General features: G+C 37.7%; 19 protein-coding genes, 3 pseudogenes, 1 riboswitch and 2 other annotated features. Of the genes and pseudogenes, 9 read left to right on the top strand and 13 right to left on the bottom strand.

Annotated elements, in window-relative coordinates:
* From trpA to trpE, 7 genes and pseudogenes are all read right to left on the bottom strand, one after another.
* A pseudogene (gene trpA, locus A194_RS17365) lies at positions 1 to 675 on the bottom strand (tryptophan synthase subunit alpha); the annotation flags it as partial.
* Positions 676 to 778: 103 nt separating this feature from the next.
* Entirely contained in the window at positions 779 to 1,969 is a 1,191-nt protein-coding gene (gene trpB, locus A194_RS0104870) for a tryptophan synthase subunit beta (RefSeq protein WP_017185751.1), read from the bottom strand.
* Entirely contained in the window at positions 1,969 to 2,583 is a 615-nt protein-coding gene (locus A194_RS20660) for a phosphoribosylanthranilate isomerase (protein WP_017185750.1), read from the bottom strand. The genes trpB and A194_RS20660 overlap by 1 nt, the downstream gene beginning before the upstream one ends.
* Before the next feature lie 11 nt (positions 2,584 to 2,594).
* A complete protein-coding gene (gene trpC, locus A194_RS20655; protein WP_017185749.1) occupies positions 2,595 to 3,368 on the bottom strand; it encodes an indole-3-glycerol phosphate synthase TrpC in 774 nt (257 codons plus the stop codon).
* A complete protein-coding gene (gene trpD, locus A194_RS0104855) occupies positions 3,368 to 4,393 on the bottom strand; it encodes an anthranilate phosphoribosyltransferase (RefSeq protein WP_017185748.1) in 1,026 nt (341 codons plus the stop codon). Before trpD ends, trpC begins: the two co-directional genes overlap by 1 nt.
* Positions 4,368 to 4,976, bottom strand: a complete 609-nt coding sequence (locus A194_RS0104850) for an anthranilate synthase component II (protein ID WP_017185747.1) — start codon at positions 4,974 to 4,976, stop codon at positions 4,368 to 4,370. Before A194_RS0104850 ends, trpD begins: the two co-directional genes overlap by 26 nt.
* Position 4,977: 1 nt before the next feature.
* Complete coding sequence (gene trpE, locus A194_RS0104845) at positions 4,978 to 6,354, bottom strand: anthranilate synthase component I (RefSeq protein WP_017185746.1); 1,377 nt, start codon at positions 6,352 to 6,354, stop codon at positions 4,978 to 4,980.
* Positions 6,355 to 6,414: 60 nt separating this feature from the next.
* Positions 6,415 to 6,705 (bottom strand) — a binding site (T-box leader).
* A 54-nt stretch (positions 6,706 to 6,759) separates the two neighbouring features.
* Positions 6,760 to 7,007: a binding site (T-box leader), on the bottom strand.
* A gap of 175 nt (positions 7,008 to 7,182) precedes the next feature.
* On the opposite strand from trpE, the gene A194_RS0104840 reads away from it, so the two are divergent.
* A complete protein-coding gene (locus A194_RS0104840; protein ID WP_017185745.1) occupies positions 7,183 to 8,949 on the top strand; it encodes a glycerophosphoryl diester phosphodiesterase membrane domain-containing protein in 1,767 nt (588 codons plus the stop codon).
* A 32-nt stretch (positions 8,950 to 8,981) separates the two neighbouring features.
* Here A194_RS0104840 and A194_RS17360 read toward each other — a convergent pair whose 3' ends face one another.
* The 5 genes and pseudogenes from A194_RS17360 to A194_RS0104820 all read right to left on the bottom strand — a co-directional run bounded on the left by A194_RS17360 (position 8,982) and on the right by A194_RS0104820 (position 12,523).
* Positions 8,982 to 9,695, bottom strand: a complete 714-nt coding sequence (locus A194_RS17360) for an energy-coupling factor transporter transmembrane component T family protein (RefSeq protein WP_083834244.1) — start codon at positions 9,693 to 9,695, stop codon at positions 8,982 to 8,984.
* A gap of 51 nt (positions 9,696 to 9,746) precedes the next feature.
* A pseudogene (locus A194_RS20965) lies at positions 9,747 to 10,423 on the bottom strand (energy-coupling factor ABC transporter ATP-binding protein).
* Between the two features lie 265 nt (positions 10,424 to 10,688).
* The gene (locus A194_RS19995; RefSeq protein ID WP_237718738.1) at positions 10,689 to 11,324 is read right to left on the bottom strand and encodes an ABC transporter ATP-binding protein; all 636 of its coding nucleotides are present in this window, start codon (positions 11,322 to 11,324) and stop codon (positions 10,689 to 10,691) included.
* A gap of 30 nt (positions 11,325 to 11,354) precedes the next feature.
* A complete protein-coding gene (locus A194_RS0104825) occupies positions 11,355 to 11,918 on the bottom strand; it encodes an ECF transporter S component (RefSeq protein WP_017185741.1) in 564 nt (187 codons plus the stop codon).
* A 14-nt stretch (positions 11,919 to 11,932) separates the two neighbouring features.
* A complete protein-coding gene (locus A194_RS0104820) occupies positions 11,933 to 12,523 on the bottom strand; it encodes a YkoF family thiamine/hydroxymethylpyrimidine-binding protein (protein WP_017185740.1) in 591 nt (196 codons plus the stop codon).
* 134 nt (positions 12,524 to 12,657) lie between these two features.
* A riboswitch (TPP riboswitch) is annotated at positions 12,658 to 12,760 on the bottom strand.
* An 82-nt stretch (positions 12,761 to 12,842) separates the two neighbouring features.
* Between A194_RS0104820 and A194_RS0104815 the strand changes: the two genes are divergently transcribed.
* The 5 genes and pseudogenes from A194_RS0104815 (at position 12,843) to A194_RS0104800 (ending at position 16,084) form a co-directional block, all read left to right on the top strand.
* Positions 12,843 to 13,487 (top strand): HD domain-containing protein, encoded by a 645-nt coding sequence (locus A194_RS0104815; RefSeq protein ID WP_017185739.1) that lies wholly within the window; start codon positions 12,843 to 12,845, stop codon positions 13,485 to 13,487.
* A 66-nt stretch (positions 13,488 to 13,553) separates the two neighbouring features.
* A pseudogene (locus A194_RS20645) lies at positions 13,554 to 14,626 on the top strand (aldehyde dehydrogenase family protein).
* Positions 14,623 to 14,991 (top strand): aldehyde dehydrogenase family protein, encoded by a 369-nt coding sequence (locus tag A194_RS20955; RefSeq protein WP_017185737.1) that lies wholly within the window; start codon positions 14,623 to 14,625, stop codon positions 14,989 to 14,991. The pseudogene A194_RS20645 and the gene A194_RS20955 overlap by 4 nt, the downstream one beginning before the upstream one ends.
* Before the next feature lie 105 nt (positions 14,992 to 15,096).
* Positions 15,097 to 15,447, top strand: a complete 351-nt coding sequence (locus A194_RS0104805) for a PadR family transcriptional regulator (protein ID WP_017185736.1) — start codon at positions 15,097 to 15,099, stop codon at positions 15,445 to 15,447.
* Positions 15,431 to 16,084 (top strand): permease prefix domain 1-containing protein, encoded by a 654-nt coding sequence (locus A194_RS0104800; RefSeq protein ID WP_029424986.1) that lies wholly within the window; start codon positions 15,431 to 15,433, stop codon positions 16,082 to 16,084. The genes A194_RS0104805 and A194_RS0104800 overlap by 17 nt, the downstream gene beginning before the upstream one ends.
* Before the next feature lie 4 nt (positions 16,085 to 16,088).
* On the opposite strand, the gene A194_RS0104795 is transcribed toward A194_RS0104800, so the two are convergent.
* A complete protein-coding gene (locus A194_RS0104795) occupies positions 16,089 to 16,652 on the bottom strand; it encodes a hypothetical protein (protein ID WP_017185734.1) in 564 nt (187 codons plus the stop codon).
* A gap of 197 nt (positions 16,653 to 16,849) precedes the next feature.
* Between A194_RS0104795 and A194_RS0104790 the strand changes: the two genes are divergently transcribed.
* The 3 genes from A194_RS0104790 to cas9 form a co-directional block, all read left to right on the top strand.
* Positions 16,850 to 17,176 carry a metal-sensitive transcriptional regulator gene (locus A194_RS0104790; protein ID WP_017185733.1) on the top strand — a complete coding sequence of 109 codons (327 nt, stop codon included), beginning with the start codon at positions 16,850 to 16,852 and terminating at the stop codon, positions 17,174 to 17,176.
* Positions 17,177 to 17,191: 15 nt separating this feature from the next.
* Positions 17,192 to 19,591, top strand: a complete 2,400-nt coding sequence (locus A194_RS0104785) for a heavy metal translocating P-type ATPase (protein WP_017185732.1) — start codon at positions 17,192 to 17,194, stop codon at positions 19,589 to 19,591.
* Between the two features lie 209 nt (positions 19,592 to 19,800).
* Positions 19,801 to 22,039 (top strand): type II CRISPR RNA-guided endonuclease Cas9 (gene cas9, locus A194_RS19670; protein ID WP_017185731.1); only part of this gene is annotated, 2,239 nt, incomplete at its 3' end.

Here is a 22,039-nt window from a genome sequence, read left to right as displayed (position 1 = left end):
CTTTTAGCTCTTTATAGTTTTGTTCATGTAATAGATTAATAATTTTACTGCCTACAATTACACCATCACTATATTGAGTTAATTGTTTAACATGATCAGGCGTTGATACTCCAAATCCAGCTAAAACAGGGACAGAGCTTACAGACTTTAAGTGTTGAAAATGTTCACTTAAAGAATCATCAAAAGATTGCCTCGCACCTGTAATCCCATTGACGGTTACAGCGTAAAGAAATCCTTGTGAAGCAGCTGCGATTTTTTCATACGCTCTTTTGAACTTGTTAGTGATACGAGTTGAATTTGAGCTATATTAGCTTGTTCGCGAGCCTTTTCAATTAAACTAGTTTGCTCAAGTGGTAAGTCAGGGATGATTAGTCCATCTACACCAGCAACTTTTGCATCTAGCATGAATTGATCAACGCCATACTTATATATAGGGTTTATATAAGTCATGAAAATAATTGGAGCTTGAATTTTAGTTCGTTCTTCTTTGAGTATATCAATAATATGAGGTAAGGTCACCCCGTGGTCTTGTGCTCGTATGCCAGCTTCTTGGATGGTTGGACCATCTGCAACAGGATCTGAGAATGGAATCCCGACTTCAATTGCTGTAGCTCCAGATTCGTCTAATCTTTGTAATGTAGGGATGAAAGAGTCTAACCCTTCGTCACCAGCCATAATATATGGAATAAATATTTTCTTTCCTTTATTAATAGTTTCATTTAAAGTTGTTTCTAGATAATCTTTTCCATACGTGACAGTTTGCATTTAGACAACCTCCTTACGAGTTTAAGTGTTTTTTCACAGACTCGACATCTTTATCGCCACGACCGGATAGGCAGATGACGATCGTTTCATCTTTGTTCATTTTTTGTGCTAGTTTAATAGCTTCTGCAACTGCGTGAGAGCTTTCTAATGCTGGTATGATCCCTTCCGATCTGGATAATAGTTGAAAAGCATCTAATGCTTCATCGTCAGTAATAGCACTATATTTAACACGTTCGATATCTTTTAAATGACTATGTTCAGGTCCGACGCCAGGGTAATCTAATCCAGCAGAGATGGAACTTGCTTCTTCAATTTGACCTAAGTCATCTTGAAGTAAGTACATCATAGATCCGTGTAAAATACCGACTGATCCTTTTGTTAATGTCGCTGCATGTTCATCAGAATGAACACCTTTTCCTCCAGCTTCAACACCAAATAATTGTACGTCACGGTTTTCTACAAATGGGTGGAACATGCCGATTGCGTTGCTTCCTCCGCCAACACATGCAACGACTGCATTTGGTAGTGTTCCTTCAGCTTCAAAGTGTTGGCGCTTTGTTTCTGTTCCGATGACACTTTGAAAGTCACGTACCATTTTCGGGAAGGGGTGAGGGCCTAGGACAGAACCCATAATATAATGTGTATCTTCAACATTGGTTACCCAATATCGTAAAGCTTCATTTACAGCATCTTTTAACGTTGCGCTACCTTGGTCAACTGATTCGACTTTCGCACCTAGTAGTTCCATACGAAAGACGTTTAATTTTTGTCTTTTAATATCTTCAGCCCCCATGAATATGACGCACTCTAAATTGAGTAGGGCACAGACCGTGGCTGTTGCAACACCGTGCTGGCCTGCTCCTGTTTCTGCCACGACTTTACGTTTACCCATACGTTCAGCTAACAAGGCTTGGCCGATTGTATTATTAATTTTGTGTGCGCCTGTATGGTTTAAGTCTTCGCGTTTTAAATAAATTTTTGCTCCGCCTACTTCATTTGTTAAGTTTTCGGCGAAATATAACGGATTTTCACGACCGATGTATTGTTTTAACATCTCTTGAAAGCGAGCGTTAAAGGCTGAGTCGTGAATCGCTTCATTATATGCTTCTTCTAGTTCATGAACGGCAGTCATTAATGTTTCGGGAATGAAGCGGCCACCGTACTGACCGAACATTCCATATGCGTTAGGTTCACTATAATTCATTATGAATTCTCCTTTACAGTTTTGATAAATGATTGAATGAGGTTGATATTTTTTTGGCCTTCTAACTCAACTCCACTAGATACGTCGACGACACGTGGGTTTGTATGATCAATAGCTAACTTAACGTTTTCCTGTTTAAGTCCTCCAGCTAAGATGAATCGGTCTTTGTCGAAAGGAAGCTGTTTAACTAAACGCCAATTAAACGTCGTCCCGTTACCGCCATGATATGGACCTGTTGCACTATCTAATAGTAAGTAATCTGCATCATCGTACTTTTGCGCAAGCTTTAAGTCATTCTCGTTACGAATACGGAATGATTTGATATATGGGATCGTTAACTGTTTACAAAATTCAGGTGTCTCATCTCCATGTAGTTGAACATAATCAAGACCTACTGTTTTAGCAGTCTGTTCGAGTTCTTCTAGTGAAGCGTTGACGAACACACCTACTTTTTTGACGTGCATGGGAAGTTGAGAAGAGATGTGTTTCGCTTTCTCAACAGTGACTCGCCTTTTACTCTCAGCAAATACGAATCCGATAAATTCTGCCCCAGCTTTAACAGCCTCATTGGCGTGTGTCATATGTTTTATACCGCAAATTTTTACTTGTGTCATTTCGTCACCTCCTAGACGATCAGTTGGTGTAATGCATCTGATACGTTCTCCGATCTCATGAGCGTTTCACCAACGAGAATGCCGTTTGCCCCAGCTTGGGAAACGCGCTTAGCATCTTCACTTGTTTTAATCCCGCTCTCGCTAATGATCATGACATTAGGGTCCTCAATTTGAGAGGCTAGCTGTTCTGTTACAGATATTTCAGTCTTGAACGTTTTTAAATCGCGGTTGTTAATGCCGATTATTTTAGCTTCTAAAGATGTAGCCATTTTTAGTTCTTCTTCGTTATGCACTTCGAACAACACTTCTAGACCAGATGTAAGCGCATAGTTGTATAAAGCTTTAAGTTGCTCTTTTGGTAGGGCAGCTGCAATGAGTAGAATGACATTAGCCCCAGCGCGCTTTGCTCGGTCGATTTGTACCTTATCGATGATGAAATCTTTGCATAAAACCGGAAGTTGAACAGTCTCTCTCACTTGCTTTAAATCTTCAATTGTTCCTTTAAAAAAAGGTTGGTCGGTTAATACAGAAATGGCTGTAGCCCCACTTTGTTCATACAACTTGGCTTGTTCTGGTGGCTCCATTCCAACATTAATGTCACCTTTTGAAGGAGAAGCGCGTTTGATCTCTGCAATAATAGACAGTTGATTCGATTGACGGAGTGAGTCATATAACGGTGTGATGTTCTGGTTCAAACCACCTTCACCTTCTAATGCGGGCTGTGATTTTAACAGTTCTACTTCTTCTCGTTTCTTATCTAAAATTCGATCTAAAATAGTGCCCATTATGAAATCTCCTTTACGTTTCTCTTTTCACTATAATTAATTAAGTAATTCAGTTTCTCTAAAGCACGACCTGATTGAATACTTTCGCGTGCTAAGTCAACACCTTCTTGAATTGAATTTGCAATACCAGATGAGAATAAACCAATTCCAGCATTGAATAGTGTTGTTTCATAATAAGCACCTTCTTTTCCAGATAACACGTCACGCAATATTTGTGCATTTTCCTTTGCGTCTCCACCGATAATGTCTGTGTTGGGATAAGTGTTTAACCCAACATCTTTTGGAGTTAATGTAAAAGGGATTAGTTCACCTTCTTCTAATAAAACAAAGTGGTTCTCACCAGCGAGTGACGCTTCATCCATATGACCTGCACCATTGACGACGATGCTTCTTTTACGCCCAAGTCGTTGTAAGACAGCGGCCATTTTCATTAAATGATCGCGACGGTAAACCCCTAAAAACTGTGTATCTAAAGTAACAGGATTCGTAAGTGGACCGATTAAATTAAAGATTGTTGGAACGTTCAAATCTTTTCTAACTTTCATAATGCGTTTCAATCGGTGGTGTACATATGGTGCAAATAAAAATGCAATACCATTTGTTTCGAGTAATTGCTCGACTTCATCACTCGTAAAATCAAGAGCAACACCGAGTTCCTCTAGTACATCAGCACTTCCTGTACGACTTGAGACGCTACGATTTCCATGTTTGGCAACTTTAGCCCCTGCACCTGCTAATACAAAGGCAGACGTTGTACTTATATTAAAGGTTTGTAAGCCGTCTCCACCTGTACCGCAATTGTCCATAATGCCGTTCAAACTTTTCTCAATAGGCATCGCTTTTTCACGAAGTACTTCTACAATAGCTGCGATTTCTTCTACAGATTCACCTCTAACTTTTAAAGCTGTGAGAACAGATGCAATTTCGCTGTCAGAGATCTCTTCACTAAATAAATGGTGTGCAACTGAAGTCATCTCTTGTTGGGTTAATCGGTTTCCTTCAACCAATCTTTGAAGAAGTTTCATTGTCATTCTCCTCTCGTGTTTTATTTAAAAACTGTTTTAAAATTTGTTTGCCTTCATTTGTCCCAATGGATTCTGGATGAAATTGGATCCCGAACAACGGGAATGTTTGATGCTCTATGGCCATTAGTTCGCCGTCATCCATGGACGTTGCTCTCCGTTTGAAGTAAGGTGGTAAAGTTTGTTCGTCTATAACTAGTGAGTGGTAACGCATCACTTGTAATGGTTGACTTAAGTAGGCAAACAAGCCATTACCTTTGTGTAAAATTAACGATTTCTTACCATGCATAATGACACTCGACTGTTTCACGCTAGCTCCAAATGTGACACCAATTATTTGATGACCTAAACAGATTCCTAATATAGGGATTTGTTTGTGGAGTTCGTGAACAAAGTGAATCGATTTTTGGTAATCCTTTGGCCTCCCTGGTCCAGGGGAAAGAACGATTCCTGAAATGTTCATACTTTTTACTTGTGATAGTTCAATTTCCTCTGGACGTCTCACTTCTACTGAATAACCTAATTCTTCGATATATTGGTAAATGTTATAGGTGAATGAATCATAATGGTCGATTAGTAAGATCAATTTAATTCACCTCCATAAGTGTTTTAGCTTTGTTTAATGTCTCTTCATATTCACTTTCTGGAATTGAGTCAAAGACAACACCAGCTCCCGCTTGAACATGTGCTAGGTGATCTTTAAGTATCATCGTTCGGATCGCTAAGGCAAAGTCGAAATTCCCGTTAATTGATAAATAACCGACAGCACCTGAATATGGACCACGCTTAGTTGGTTCTAAGTTGTTAATAATTTGCATCGCTCTAATTTTGGGTGCTCCACTAACTGTTCCTGCTGGTAGACATGCTTTCAATGCATCAAGCGGCGTTACACTTGTTTTTAACAATCCAGTAACTTCAGAAACGATGTGCATAACGACACGGTATCGTTCAATGACCATATATTTTGTCAGTTCAATAGTTCCAGGTTGAGCAACTCGACCAATATCATTTCTACCTAAATCGACTAGCATTTGGTGTTCTGCTATTTCTTTCTCATCAGTTAATAACTCATTTTCAATCTTTAGATCTTCTTCTCTTGTGTGGCCTCTTTTACGGGTGCCTGCAATTGGGTTTGTCGTTACTTGGTTGTCTCGAACTTTAACTAAGCTTTCAGGTGATGCACCTAATATGTGATAGTCATCGAAATCAATGAAATACATGTATGGTGATGGGTTATTCTTTCTGAGTTGACGGTAATAACTAAATGGGTCACCTTCGTATTCGGCTGTTAACCTTTGTGATAGAACGGCCTGGAATATTTCCCCTTCGTTGATTTGATCTTTTATTTGTTGAACTTTGTTTAAGTAATCTTTTTTAGGGATATTTGATTTAAATTCTCCCAATGTAAAATGCTGTTTGTTTATAGTTGTTTGGTTGTTTATTTGATGAATTAACTGCGTCATTTCCGTTTCTAAATTCATCTTTTCATTTGTAATCCACTGGTCAAATATAAAGCAGTGAATGTTTTGTAATAGGTGATCATATACGATGACTTTTTCATAAAACATAAAATGAATATCAGGCATATTTAGGTCGTCATTTTGTCCGAATCCGATTGGTTCAAATTGTTTGGCAATGTCGTATGCAATATATCCAACTCCACCTGACATGAAAGGAATATCAAAAGGTAAAGTAAGTCCTTCTTTAACTAGTTCAGATAAGCACTGTATCGGATCTCCATGGTTCGTACTGATTTCATTTGTTTGTAAATTGATTTCAGTATTTTCTTCTCCAAAAGCTTTAAACTCGTAATAAGGGTTTTCACCGATAAAAGAATAACGTCCAGTTTTTTCATGTTTAAGTGAACTTTCCAACAAAAACTTCTTTTCTCCATTAAGTTTCTGGAAAATAGAAATAGGTGTATGTTGATCACCCTCTATAACTTCGTGTTTATATTGAACCATGTGTTGTACCTCCTTCATTTTGGGTATAAAAAAAGTCCCCTGCACACACAATTTGTGTATACAGAGGACGATTCGATCGCGGTACCACCTCTATTGAAAAGCATACAGTATATACTTTCCCTCTCATTGTTTCAGGTACGGGAAGAGCTTGAATTCTAAAGGGGAAGACGTTTCAAATATAGCCCTTCCGATACCCTATCCTGTTAACGGTGGAAGTCCGAGTTGCCATACTGCGTTTCAGGCAACCTCTCGTAAGTCCATTCAACGATGTTGTTCACGCTAACTTCTCAGCACCGTTAGCTCTCTGTAATGACTTAACATTCGTCTACTTCTCTTACTCAACGATTTATTTTATTAATTTTTATGGTTTTGCGAAAATAAAAAAGGGCCTTCTGTCCTTAAATTTCTAAGGACGGAAGACCCGTGGTGCCACCTTAATTGACTGGAAAATCCAGTCCGCTTAACGCGTATCGAAGCTTGATGCTTGAATACGTGTCTCTTGTAACGATGAGACGTTCGCCAACCTTAGTAGTCGCTAGACGTTCGGTTGGAGGCTCAGAAGTCCATTCATTTAGTTCATTACACTAGTTCACAGCAACCACTAGCTCTCTGAAGTAACTAACTAAACTACTTCTCTTCATCAATGCCAATCCGTTTTTAGATTTGATACTTATCATATGGTATCACTTTATGTTTTGTCAACCTTTATTATTCAAAAAATGCTACATAAGCCTAGAAAATTAGTCTGATTGTGTTTCTTAATTAATTCGTTTAGCATAATTTATAATAGGGAATATGTTTTCTAGTATAGTTTAAATGGAGGACCATATGTTTCAAGTATTTAACAATAGCCTAAATGATTTTCGAAAAACTTATCCTAAACATATTACGTTCGCTTTAATATACACGGTTTTAACAAGTGTTCTTTTTATGCCGATCATTTCGTTTATATTCAATAGAATTTTAATGTTGATTGGTGCACCGACAGTTATTAATCATGATGTTTATAGTATCGCATTAAGTTATTCTGGTGCTATCGCTCTAACTGTCGTTGGATTAATGGTTTTTGCCCTAATATTTATAGAGTTTGGCGTTTTTATTGTTCTAGCTCAACAACATTTTTTTAATCAGTCGATTACTTTAGCTAACGCTTTTTTAACAGCTGTATCGAAAACGCCAAAGTTGATTAGTGTCAGTATTTTACCGTTAATAATGGTGTTGTTTTTACTTGTGCCGTTTGTGGAAACACCAATTGACCGGGTCGTTTATGACTTGAACATGGATATATTATATTCAGGACATTTGTCGTTGTCTTATTTATCTATTGCGGTTTACTTTGGACTGTTAGTGCTTGTACTTTACATTATTTTAAGGTGGATTTTCGCAATTCATTATATCGTCATCGAAGGGCTGAGTGTAAGAAAAGCGATTAAACAAAGTATGCGTTTAACAAAAGGAAATAAGAAGTCTGTATTAGTAAATGTAATTGCTATTAACTTGTTGATTTTCGCATTTAGTACACTGTTAATTTACCTTATATCACTAATTCCATCTGGTATGGTAGGCACGATTATCGGTGACTTAATTGAGCATTACTTAGTAACGATCTCAACGGTTATTGCTGCACTATCCACTTTAGTTTTAGTGCCGATTAATATGATTATTTTAACGAGGTTGTTTTACCAATTTAAACAAAATTATGACGAAGTAAAAGATGAATTAATAGTTGTCAAAAGTAAAAAGCTGGCCAAGACAGAACGTAAAGCGTTTAAGTTCTTTAAAAGCAAACGTTATTTAGTCGTGCTGTTGTTAATTGTTTACGTTACAGGCGTTTTTGCTTATAACCAAACAGTGAGCGGGAATTTAGTGTACTTAGATTGGAGTGTAGAAGTTGCCTCACACCGAGGCGATTCAGTCAATGCACCGGAAAACTCAATGAGCGGTGTCCAATCAACAATTGAAAAGGGGATTAACGTCATTGAGGTTGATATACAGTTAACAAAAGACGGTGTCGCTGTCTTACATCACGATATGAGTTTAATGCGGATGGCTGGTGAACCAGAGCGAATAAGTGAATTAACGTATGAAGAAGTGGCTGAGCTTGAGATTGGGTCTTCATATTCCGATGAGTTTGCAGGTGAGCCGATCCCGAAACTAGAAGATGTTTTTGAAGTGGCTCAAGAAGCAGGTGTTCGACTTTTATTAGATTTAAAACCTGATGATAATGAAGCAGAGTTAGCTCAAGAAATTGTTCGTTTAATTGAAGAATATGAAGCGGAAAATGACTTTTACGCAATGGCGTTTAATAACGAGGTGTTAAGAGAAATCCGTGCATTAAATGGCGATATTTATATTGGGCAAATTCTATTTACCGCTGTTGGAGATTTATCTCGTTTAGATGTGGATTTTTATACGGTACACCAAACGATGTTATCAGAAAGTTTAGTTGAAGAAGCTCGTCAAGACGGGCGAGGGGTTTGGGTATGGTCGACGAACATTGACCGAACAGCAAACCAAATTTTACAGTATGATGTCGATGGGATTATTACGAAAACACCTGATGTTGTATTAAGGATGTTTGAACTGAGAGAATAAAAAAGATTGCGCTTTGAATAGCGCAATCTTTTTTAGTTTATTTCTCTTCCGAAAATGTTAAGATAGCCAAAATAGTAAGACATAAACACTGTAAGGAAAAGCGCTCCAACCATACTTCCGAAGAATACCCAATCGCGTCTACAGACTTTCATTTCGTGGTAGTGGGTACGGTTACGGTCACCTGTAAATCCTTTAGATTCCATTGCGTTCGCCACACGTTCCGCTTTACGGATCGCATTAGCTAGTAACGGAATCGAATACCTTTTAAACTGTTGAATCCTTCCTTTTATCCCTTTAGCACGACCAACTCCACGTATACGGTGGGCTTGGCGTAAAATTTCAAGCTCATGCTTAAAAGTAGGGAGGAAGCGATAACCAGCTAATACGCCGTAAGTTACTTTTGGTGGAAGTTTTAGTTGTTGCATTAAGCTGAGCATTAACTTTGTTGAATCTGTTGTTAAAATAAACAGTAATGATAATGCGATAAAACATAGCGACCTTAATGCTAAGCTAATCGATACCAATAAGGCTTCCGTTGTCACTTGAAAATACCAAAACTCAAATAAAATAGCTCCACCTTGGAACGACTCACTCGTATATAGCATTCGCGTCCAACTAAAAGACAGGATGAACAAAACAAACGGCGAGAAAATGAGTAACCATCGTTTCAGTGATATATCAGTAAAAGCGAAAGTAATGAGAATAATAAAGATCAAATACACAAGTGGTGTAAATATATCGAACATTAAACCGAGCAAGACGCCAGGAACTAAAATGCTCCAGCCTTTACTGTAGGATTAATAGACGAGATCATATGTCTCACCTACTTCTTGCCCGTACCGAAGACGGTCTGGTAGTCGTAACCTAGCTTGTTCTAGAAGCGCATCTTGTTTCCACAATTGGTGTGGATGGCCTTCATAAGCCACTTGTTGATCGTTAATGACATAAACCTGATCACAATACAAATCGACTAAGTTCATGTCATGGGTTACAAATACAATTGATGTCCCTTTAGCTTGAAGATTTTTTACAATAGTCATTAATTCATCTGTCGTTTGCGCATCTTGACCAAAGGTTGGTTCGTCAAATAGTAATAAGTCTGGCGTTTCATCTAACATTGTTGCAACACTTAGTCGGCGTTTTTGCCCACCACTTAAAGAAAAAGGGTTGCTCCATTTATGAGCACTTAACTGAAAATTGTGGAGCAATTGTTCAGTCCGCTCTTTTATGACATCTTCACTATATCCGTTTAACGTCATCCCAAATGATACTTCGTCATAAGTCGTATCGGTAATGAATTGGTGTTCTGGATTTTGAAAGACAAAGCCATATGTTGTCTAAGTTTTTGTTCTTTCCACTTTTGCATGGACTGTCCTAAAAACGTGATATTTCCTTTGTTAGGTTTTAAGATGCCAGCCATAAGTTGGAGTAATGTCGATTTTCCTGCGCCGTTTTCACCAACAATAGCCACCATTTCACCTTTATTTAGTTTCATGTTAATGTCTTTAAGAATTAACGTCTTTTTGCGGCTAAAGCTAACGTTATTAATAACCATGCCAGCTTCGGAATTTTCATTTATTACTTCGTTTTGAGGTTTTAACATCTGCTTTTGATAAACTTTAGGAATGAAAAGTCCTTCATTTTCAATTAATGTTTTGTTTGTTGTAAAAAGTGATTTTGGTGAATCATCAGCACTAACTGTCCTTGTTTATTTAAGACGAGCACACGGTCAGTGAAGGTTAACCAATCATCAGCTTTATGCTCGATAATGAAATCGATTTTTCAGTCTCTAGTTTTAAGTCTTTGATTAAATTAACAAACTCTAAACTAGATACAGGATCTAAATTAGCTGTTGGTTCATCTAAAATGATTAATTCAGGGTCTAATAATAGGACAGAAGCAAGGGCGACCTTCTGTTTTTGTCCGCCTGAAAGTTCATGAATATTGTGATACTTGTAATCGGTCATCCCAATCGTTTCTAATATTTGATCGATCTTAGGCTCGATTTCTTCTCTTGGTGTTTGAATGTTCTCTAATGTGAAAGCGAGTTCATTCTCAACTGTGATCATACAAAATTGACTCTCAGGATCTTGGAATACAATACCCACGTTTTGGTTGAGCTCACCATTCTCAAAGTCTTCAATGTTAGTTTTTTTGAAAAAGATGTCCCCTGATGCGACACCTTCTACTGCATCAGGGTATAAACCATTTAAACATAATGAGATTGTCGATTTGCCTGAGCCACTCGGTCCCATCAATAAAACTGTTTCATCTTTGTTAATGGTGAAACTTACTTCAGAGATTAGTGGTTCATTTATTTGTTCATAATCAAATGAGAATTGATTGACTTCAATCAGCGGTTTAAGCTGCGTCATTTCTTTCACGTTTCTTTTGCAGCTCCTTTCCTAATGCATAGCCACGAAGACACCCGTTTTTGCTAATTGGTCACTTATCCATTTACCGAGTAAGCCAGCTAGTAGAGCGCCACTGATCATTCTAATGATGAACATGACCGCAACTAACCCAATTGCATATGCATAAAAGCCTGATTGAAAGTAATGCCATGGGAAGCTAAAGACAGCGGCAAACACACCTGCTGCTATTAAGACACGTAAACGATAGTCACGCCATTTCGTTACTGCAAAGGCGAATTCAGCTCCTAAACCTTGGATCGCTGCTGAAATGATTAACATTGGACCAGCAGGGCTCCCGATTAAAACTTGAACCGTACCAGCAATTAATTCTGAAGTAAATGCTGCACCTGGTTTTCGGATAATATAAGCTGCGATAATGGATACGATAAACCAAATACCAAAAATAAACTCATACCCAAGTGGACCTAAACCAAATGGTGTAAGAAAACCGACTAAACCTTGCCCAATACCGAATGCTAAAAGGTAAATAACAGCAAATACTACCCCTAGAATGGAAAGTAAAACAATTTCTTTAAGATGCCATTTATTCGTCATACTGAACCTCCGAATTATTTATTTGATGGACTGTTCGCTGAAATTGTGAACGTCATCGTCGTGTGGGATACTTTATCTTGTACAGCTTCAAACGATTCTTCCATAGCGTTGAAGATATCTTTAACATCGCCATCTAGACGCGTCATATAATGAGAAGCACTCACTTCGACACCACGAGCCTTTGAAAGGTCGATTTGTTCATAAATTTTATCCATATAATCTTCACGGCCTAAAGGATAAAGAGAGAATTTACACCCAGCTTGTTGATCGACTGTTTGTGATTTTTCTAGGTTCATAGGTTCATCCGTTTCAGCCATATAAACATCAGCTTCATTATCTCCAGGGCAGCCGATTGAGAATGTGCCACTCATCGCAACATGTTCACCTGTTTTAGCTGCGTGAAGGAAAATCGCCTTCGTTACATCAAAGACGTGGACCATTTTTCCGCGTACACATGTTGTTACATCATCAGTGTCTTTCCACACCTTTGTGCTATCGACTTCATCTAGTGCTGATAAAATAATGTCGACGAAGTTGTCACTCATTGGGTATAGAGTGAATTGGCACCCCGCGATTCTGCTTGTTCCACATTGTTGATTTGTCATGAAAATCTCCTCCTTAAAAATAGTAGATTCGTATAGTTGTTAGCCTATTTAGTAGTCAATTCCCTTAGCTAACAATAAAAAAACTGCATCCCGTGGGAATGCAGTTCAGCTTGTGTTAATCATGAATTTAGACATGAAGCTTCACCGCACTTCCCCACGCTAGTATTACCTAGTTCGGGTCATAAGGGTCAGGTTTACACCTTCTCAGCCACAACTGTAGCTCCCCTAGTGCTTGTAACTCACGTATGCAGTTTTGTTATACTTATAGCATAATAAATCTATTAACATTTGTAAACTAAAAAATGAAAGGTAACTTCTCATGAATCAAAAACCTGTTATTCAAAATACGAAAGAGTTTGTGCGGGCAAAGCTAGAACAAGAAGGCACTGGACATGATTGGTGGCACATTGCAAGAGTTGTTGAAATGACAAAAACAATAGCCGAAGATGAAGAAGCTAATCCGTTTATTTCTATTATGGCTGCATTATTACATGATTTGATTGACGATAAAGTTGTAGTAGACAAAGAAGAGGCTTTACATGAGGTTATAAATTGGTTAAGCAGTCAACAAGTTAATGGGCATGACCAAGTACATATTTTAAACATCATCCAAACGATTTCTTTTAAGGATGGTAACAACCATCTAACTAGTTTAGAAGCGCAAGTCGTTCAAGATGCTGATCGATTAGATGCGATTGGTGCTATTGGCATTGCAAGATGTTTTACTTTTGCTGGGTCGAAAGGAAACTTAATTCATGACCCTCATGTGGAACCAGAGTTAAATATGTCTCAAGAACAGTATCGAGAGAAAAATGGGACAGCTATTAATCATTTTTATGAAAAACTATTGAAGTTAAAAGAACTAATGAATACTTCGACGGGGTATAAACTAGCTGAAAAAAGACATCAGTTTATGGAACAATATTTAGAACAATTTTATGGAGAGTGGAAAGGTAAGCGGTAATTTTAGGTTAGGTTTACGACAATTCGTGGAATACTAACAGTTAGAGAATTTAAACGGAGGAAGGCGATGGTTATGTTAACGTATATGAATTATATCAATCAGTTAGATCAAAACTCACACGAGTCATACGCATTAGTTAATCCACATACGAAAGAAGAAATTATTAGAATCCCAGAGTGTCCAGATGACCAGATGGAAGAAGTGATTCAAAAGGCTGAAAGCGCATTTAGAAAGATGAAAAGTATGCCAGCATATGAACGTTCAGAAATATTAGATCGATCAGCTCAAGTGGTATCAGATTATAACAATTTATTTGCTGAGACGATTGCAAAAGAGTCAGGTAAACCGATGAAATACGCTTTAGGTGAAGTAGATCGGACCGTGCAAACGTTGAAATTTTCAGCTATTGAAGCACGTAAGCTTGAAGGTGAATCAATCCCATTAGATGCAGCCCCGAATGGAGCGGGAAGAGATGCCTACACAATTTTCGAACCAATTGGTGTTATTGGAGCCATCACCCCATTTAATTTCCCATTAAACTTAGTCGTTCATAAAGTAGGGCCAGCCATTGCCGCTGGAAATTCAATTATCGTCAAACCAGCAGAAAAAACACCTCTTTCAGCGATATTACTTCGTGAGGCTTTAGTTGAAGCAGGCCTCCCAGAAAATGCATATCACGTCATAACAGGTGATGGACCGAGACTTGGGCAAGTGTTACTTAAAAGTAACGCAATCAAAAAGGTGACGTTTACAGGAAGTCTGAAGTTGGGCGTGAGATTAAGTCGCAAGCAGGATTGAAAAAAGTAACACTTGAGTTAGGCAACAATTCGGCTTTATATATTGATAAAAGTCAACAAGACCGTGTGAAAGATATTGCTAAACAAACTGTAACAGGTGCATTTTCTTACAATGGACAAGTTTGTATAAGTACACAGCGAATTTATGTCCATGAGAGTTTAATCGATCCGTTCTTGAAAGAGTTTAAGAGTGAAACAGAAAAGCTCATCTACGGTGATCCGTTAGATCAAACGACAGACATTTCTAACTTGATCGATGAACCTTCCCAAGAAAGGTTATTAGAGTGGATTAGTGAGGCTGAAACGAGTGGTGCGGAAGTTGTTACAGGTGTACACAAGTGAATGGAGGACTTAAGCCGACGATTTTAAAAGATGTAAAACCTCAATCGAAAATTTATAAAGAAGAAGCTTTTGGGCCAGTCGTCATTGTGAATACAGTTGAAAGTGGAGAAGAAGCACTTCAATCGATTAACAATAGTCAGTACGGCTTGAATGCAGGTGTGTTTACGAACGATATGAAACAAGCACTTCAATTTGGTCACGAATTAAATGTAGGCCAAGTCCTCATAAACGATTTACCAACGTTAAGGTTTGATCATATGCCTTATGGGGGTAGAAAAAACTCTGGGTATGGTTATGAAGGTGTAAAATACGCAATTCAAGAAATGGTTAATCGTAAAATGATTAGTTTAAATTATACGTTTTAGAGTATGGTAATCTCTCCTAATGTGAAGGAGAGATTATTTTTTGTGATAAATTACTTTGACAGACAAAGTAATGTGTTGTAAAGTTTACTTAAAGAGGTGAAAATAATGGCTAGTAATATATCAACGGATTTAATACGCGGGCATACTTCAACGATTATTTTAAATATTCTAAGGCAAGGTGACAGTTATGGTTATGAGATTTATAAGAAGATTATTGAGTTAAGTGATCAACAATATGAGTTAAAAGAAGCAACTTTGTATACAGCTTTTCGCCGTTTACAGTCAGATGGTCTAATAGAAGCTTATTGGGGAGATGAAACACAAGGCGGTCGAAGGAAGTACTATCGTATAACCGATGAAGGGTTAGTACGGTATGAAGAAAGTCGAAAAGAATGGGAATTTGCTAAAGAAGTTTTAGAACAGCTTATAAAGGGAGGAAATGACATTGAATCTTAATCAGGAAGTTAAAAGGTATGTTGATGATTTATTTTATGGAGTAGGGGAAAGTCAACAACTATTTGACTTAAAACAAGAGTTAGTAACGAATATGCATGAAAGAATTTCAGATTATAAATCCAAAGGTATGACAGATGAGGAAGCTTTAAAGGAAGCTCAAGCATCAATGGGGGATCTAGGTGGATTAGTTGAAGATATGCGAGAACATGGGAAAGATCAAGCAAGACAAGAAGTTTACTCATCAATGACAAATCGAATTGCAATTGGTTCTTTAGTAATTGGTACTGTACTCATATTGTTTGGTTTATTAATGTCTGTAAGTATGTTTTTTATGGAAGTTGAGGCTGTAGCCATACCTGGAACGGGTATTTTTGCCGTTGTTGGGGGTGCGATTTTAACTTATGGGTTACTGGCTAAGGAAACAGAGAAGTATTATGCTATGAGTAGTATTCGAGCAATGCTTTACGCATCCGCAATCGGAACAATTTTATTTGCCATATTTGTAGCTTTAACTTCAGGATTAGCAACAGGTGAGATGTTTGTTGCGATTACCTCGTTTACAGTCTTTTTTGTGATTGGGTTTGGCTTGTTATTAGCATTACTTTTAACAACAAAAGTACGACGCCGTAAAGATTAGATCATTAAACTATTTTCATCGTATGATGGTCATGGTTAATATCTTGTTGAATAGGTTTTTCCTTAGGGAAATTAATAAAAATTAAAAGAATAACAATACACGTAACCCCTAACAAGATCAACTCATGCTTAGACTTGAAGCGTGAGTTGTTCTTTTTTATGAGAGCCGTCATCACAAATAATGATGTCCCTGTAAGGAGAAGAAGGCCAATTAATAAAATAAATAATCCTTCTGATAGTGGAAGCATAACAATTAACATCGCTCCCATCATGGCAGCCATAATACCAGTAAACGTTCCTTCAAGTTGAGCAAGTCCATCTGAAAACATTCCCATAATAACCCCTGTTAAAGATGCGAACCCACAACTAACCAACGTACTCACAAGCAGACTATAATCAAAAATAATTCCAAATAAAAAGCCATACACAAAACCAAACGTCATGCTAACGACCATAATGAGTACCATCATCGCCATACTAAAGGTTCGGTCTTTGTTTTGGTGTAAGGCGAAAAAGACAATTAGTATGTTAAGGGAAAGGATGAAAAATGAGAAAACTTCTGCTGGCATATAAGTTGTCCTCCTTTACTTTTATAAATTTTATGAGTAAAGATTCAAGTTATGTTAAGTAATTAACAAATACATAGTAGGGGTATTGTCATTGTGGTGAACGATAACAAAATAGGCGCCCTATTAACTTAAAATGATTTGACAATAATACTGTAGGGGGGTATAGTAATTATAGAAACGCTTAGGAGGTGTTCTTAATGTCACAAAATGAAAATATAGATCCAAAAATGGTTTCTGATGAGGAGCCAGTCGTACCGCGTACGAACTCAGAAAAAGAACAGATGCTTAATCGATTAAAGCGAATTGAAGGCCAAGTTCGAGGTTTGCAAAAAATGATTGAAGAAGACCGTTATTGTGTCGATGTATTAGTTCAAATATCTGCAGTTAACGCGGCATTAAATAAAGTTGGTTATTCGATGATGGAACGTCATGCGAGAATGTGTGTTCACCAAGCAGCTAAGCAAGGTGATGGGGACGAATATATGGAAGAGTTAATGAAAGTCGTGCAACAATATACGAAATAAAGGGGGGTGCAACTAATGAAAGAGACAAGGTTGAACGTGGAAGGAATGACGTGTGCAGCATGCTCAACACGAATAGAAAAAGTCCTTAACAAAATGGATGGTGTTGAGGCAAACGTCAACCTTTCAATGGAACGAGCGGATGTTAAGTATGATGAAGAGCAAGTTTCAGTTGATGATGTTGTAGAGAAGATTGATCAATTAGGTTACGGCGTAAGAGAAGAAAAAGTTGAGCTTGATATTAAAGGCATGACATGTGCAGCATGCTCAACGCGTCTCGAAAAAGGTTTATCTCGAATGGATGGTATTAGTGAAGCAAACATCAACTTAACAACTGAATCAGGCACGATTTCTTATACCCCTGGTATGGTATCGATAGAAGACATTCAAGAGAAAGTTAAAAAGTTAGGTTTTGAAGCTCTGTTAAAGCAAGACCAAGAAGAAAAAGAGTCTTCAAAAGAAAAAGAAATCCGAAACCAAAAGGTCAAATTTATTATTGCAGCGATTTTCTCTGCACCTTTACTATTAACGATGCTCGGCCATCTACCGTTTGCACCGAACCTATCAGCACCTGCCTGGATTGAATACCCTTGGACCCAGTTTGTATTAGCAGCTGTCGTTCAGTTTTACATTGGTGCACAGTTTTATAAAGGTGCATACCGTTCACTAATTAATAAAAGCGCCAACATGGACGTATTAGTCGCATTAGGTACAACAGCAGCATTTATGTACAGTTTCGTTCAATCGGTGTTATGGCAAATGGGTGCTGTACATCATGCTGAACTTTATTACGAAGCGAGTGCAATTATTATTACGCTCGTTGTACTTGGTAAGTATTTAGAAGCAGTCGCCAAAGGGCGTACAACAGTTGCGATTACACAATTGCTCAACTTACAAGCTAAAGAAGCAACCGTGTTAAAAAATGGTGAAGAAGTTCAAGTTCCAGTTGAAGAAGTTCAAGTCGGTGACCACATCGTCGTTCGCCCAGGTGAAAAAATTCCGGTAGACGGTGAAGTGTTAGAAGGGACGACTTCGATTGACGAATCAATGATTACTGGTGAAGCAATCCCTGTTGATAAACAACAAGAATCAACAGTTATAGGTTCAACGATTAACAAAAACGGTACGATTACAATGGTTGCAGAAAAAGTCGGAAAAGATACAGCTTTAGCAGGCATTATTAAAATCGTAGAAGATGCTCAAGGATCTAAAGCCCCTATCCAAAGAATGGTTGATAAAATATCAAGCATTTTCGTGCCAATCGTTGTCGTTATTGCAATTGCAACATTTGCCGTTTGGTTCTTTATCGTTAACCCGGGCGTTTGGGCACCTGCTCTTACCGCATCGGTAGCAGTGCTTGTGATTGCTTGTCCGTGTGCTTTAGGACTTGCGACGCCAACTTCTATTATGGTTGGAACAGGACGTGGAGCTGAAAATGGTATTCTGTTTAAAGGTGGAGAGTATTTAGAAGGTACTCAAGGTATTCAAGCTGTACTATTAGATAAAACAGGAACCATTACAGAAGGTCGTCCACGTGTTACAGATGTAAAAACAATCTCAGGTGATGAACGAGATTTTGCATTAATCGCAGCAGCTGAGAAGCGCTCTGAACACCCATTAGCTGAAGCGGTTATTGCATATGCAACAGAACAAGGTGTTGAAGTGAACAACCCTAATCAGTTTGAAGCCATTACCGGCCACGGTGTTCAAGCATCAATTGACGAATCAAACGTATTAGTTGGAACTCGTAAATTGTTAACGGAACAAGGTATTGAGGTGACTCAAGCAGAAGAAGTGCTACAACAGTTTGAAGACGAAGGAAAAACAGCTGTATTAGCAGCAATAGATGGACAGTTACGCTTTGTTATTGCAATTGCGGATACTGTTAAATCAACTTCTAAGCAAGCAATCGAAGCGTTACAAAATGACGAAATTGATGTTTATATAATGACAGGTGATAACAGAAGAACAGCAAGTGCCGTTGCACGTGTAGTCGGCATTCCTGAAGTTAATGTAATCGCAGAAGTATTACCAAAGCATAAAGCTGATCAAGTAGAAAAACTACAGCAAGAAGGCAAAAAAGTTGCTATGGTTGGAGACGGTATTAATGATGCTCCTGCATTGGCAATGGCTGATATTGGAATGGCGATTGGAACAGGAACAGATGTTGCGATTGAAGCAGCAGACGTCACACTAGTTGGTGGCGACTTAAACAATATTCCAAAAGCGATTAAACTAAGTAAAAAAACAATGCGAAACATTCGCCAAAACTTATTCTGGGCATTCTTCTATAACTCAGCAAGTATTCCAATTGCAGCATTAGGCTTCTTGGCACCTTGGGTAGCTGGTGCAGCAATGGCATTTAGTTCGGTTTCTGTATTGACGAATTCGTTGAGATTGAAAAGGCAGAGAATATAGTTGACAAATAATTAGAAATATTGTAAGATTTAATTACATTCATAATTAAGGTCACAGAACCTGCTAAAATAAGGCCTCTGTGCCGGAATTGATCCTTTTAGGGTCTAAAAGAGTCTATCTCATTTGAGTTAGGCTCTTTTATTTTTGTTGGAAATTAATAGAATTTTCAGATATAATTATATTTACATACATAATAGGGAGGATTTTACATGAGTTCGTATAATGGAACTTATACTTTAGGCCTAGATATAGGGATTGCTTCTGTTGGATGGGGAATTATTGATGAAGATCAAAATATAATTGATGCAGGTGTGCGACTCTTTCCAGAAGCGGATGTCAATAACAACGAAGGAAGAAGAGGGTTTAGAGGTGCGAGAAGATTACTAAGACGTCGTCGTCATCGTTTAGAACGGATTAAACGTTTGCTTATATCATATAACATAATTGATCAGGAACTAAACTTAGACTATGACTCTATTGAAACGCCCTATCACATTAGAGTTAAAGGGTTGAATGAACCTTTAACAAAAAATGAATTAGCTATTGCTCTCATTCATCTAGGTAAACGTCGCGGGATTCATAATGTTGAAGCGGTTGAAGATGAGAAGGGGAATGAAGGGTCTACGAAAGAACAATTAAATAAAAATGCACAGGCGTTGCAAAATCGTTTTGTATGTGAGCTACAGTTAGAACGTTTAGAGCAATTTGGTGAAGTGCGTGGACATGACAACCGATTTAAAACAGATGATTATGTGAATGAAGCACGTAAAATATTAGAGACTCAATCGAATCATCACGATGAAATCGATCAACATTTTATTGAACAATATATTGAGTTAATAGAAAACCGACGTGAATATTGGGAAGGCCCTGGGCAAGGTAGTGAGTACGGCTGGGATGAAGATATTCATAAGTGGTATGAACAAATGATGGGACGCTGTAGTTATTATCCTGATGAACTTAGAGCAGTTAAAGAATCTTATTCTGCTCAATTATTTAATGCATTAAATGAGTTGAATAACTTAACGATTTCACGTTCTGAGAATGATCGTTTAACGAAAGAGGAAAAGGAAGAGATTATTAATAATGTTTATAAAAAGTATAAAAACCCTTCACTGAAACAAATTGCGAAGAAAGTTGGTATTGGTGAGCATGATATTCGTGGGTATCGTGTTAACTCAAAACAAAAACCACTTTTCACACCATTAACGATTTATCATGACGTCAAAAAAGTCACCGAGAAAACTGAAATTTTGGAAGACTCTCAAGCACTTGATGAAATTGCTGAAATAGCAACAATCTACCAAACACCAACTGACGTTAAACAAGAATTAGAAAAACTAGACTTACCATTAAAGGAGAAAGAGCTAGATGAATTAAAACTGCTAAGTTACTCAGGAACTCATTCACTCAGTTTAAAACTTATTCATCAAATGTTGCCTGACTTATGGGAAACAAATGATAATCAAATGCAGTTATTTTCTAAATACGGGTTAAAACCGAAAGAGATTGATTTAACCGGTCGAAAGTATTTGCCTTATAACCATATAGATGATTGGATTTTATCGCCAGTTGTGAAGCGGTCATTTAAACAATCGATTCGAATAGTTAACGAAGTGATGAAACAATATGGTGAACCGAAAGAAATTGTTGTTGAGCTAGCACGAGAATCTTCAAGTGATGATCGCAAGGCTTTTTATAAAAAGTTACAAAAAGATAACCAAGAAATTAATCGACAAGTTGAAGAAAAATTAGCCACAGCAGGGCGTGAAAAGAAGAAGGGTATCTTCAATAAGTTGAGGTTATGGCATCTACAAGATGGCTTATGCATGTACTCTTTAGATTCTATCAAAATTGATGATTTATTGAATCATCATGAAAAATATGAAATAGATCACATCATTCCAAGATCAGTATCATTTGATGATTCACAAAAAAATAAAGTGCTTGTCAAAACTGATGAGAACCAAAAGAAAGGCAATCGAACTCCGCATCAATATTTAAAGTCTGGCGAAGGTGAGATTAGTTACGATAAGTTTAAAACACATGTATTACAGATGGCCAAGAACCCGCAAAAGATGCCGAAGAAGAAAAAAGAGTATTTATTAGAAGAACGTGATATTAACAAATTCGACCTTCAAAAAGAATTTATTAATCGAAATCTGGTTGACACGCGTTATGCGACACGAGAACTATTAACTTTGTTAACATCTTTCTTTAAAGAAAATAATCGTTTAGTTCATGTAAAGTCAATTAATGGTGGGTTTACAGATTTCTTAAGGAAACAGTGGCGATTCCCGAAAGAACGCGGGGCAGATTTTAAACACCATGCTGAGGATGCGCTCATTGTTGCGATGGCCGGTTACTTATTTGACCATAATAAAAAGTTGAACAAACATAATGCCGTAATGACAGAGGCAAAAGTAGCTGATGCTGAGACTGCCAAGG

Origin of the sequence: Alkalibacillus haloalkaliphilus C5 (genome assembly GCF_000269905.1) — a bacterium.
GTDB classification, from domain to species: domain Bacteria; phylum Bacillota; class Bacilli; order Bacillales; family Alkalibacillaceae; genus Alkalibacillus; species Alkalibacillus haloalkaliphilus_A.
The sequence above is the reverse complement of the archived record's forward strand: the minus strand, read 5'-3'. Positions and strand labels throughout refer to the sequence as shown.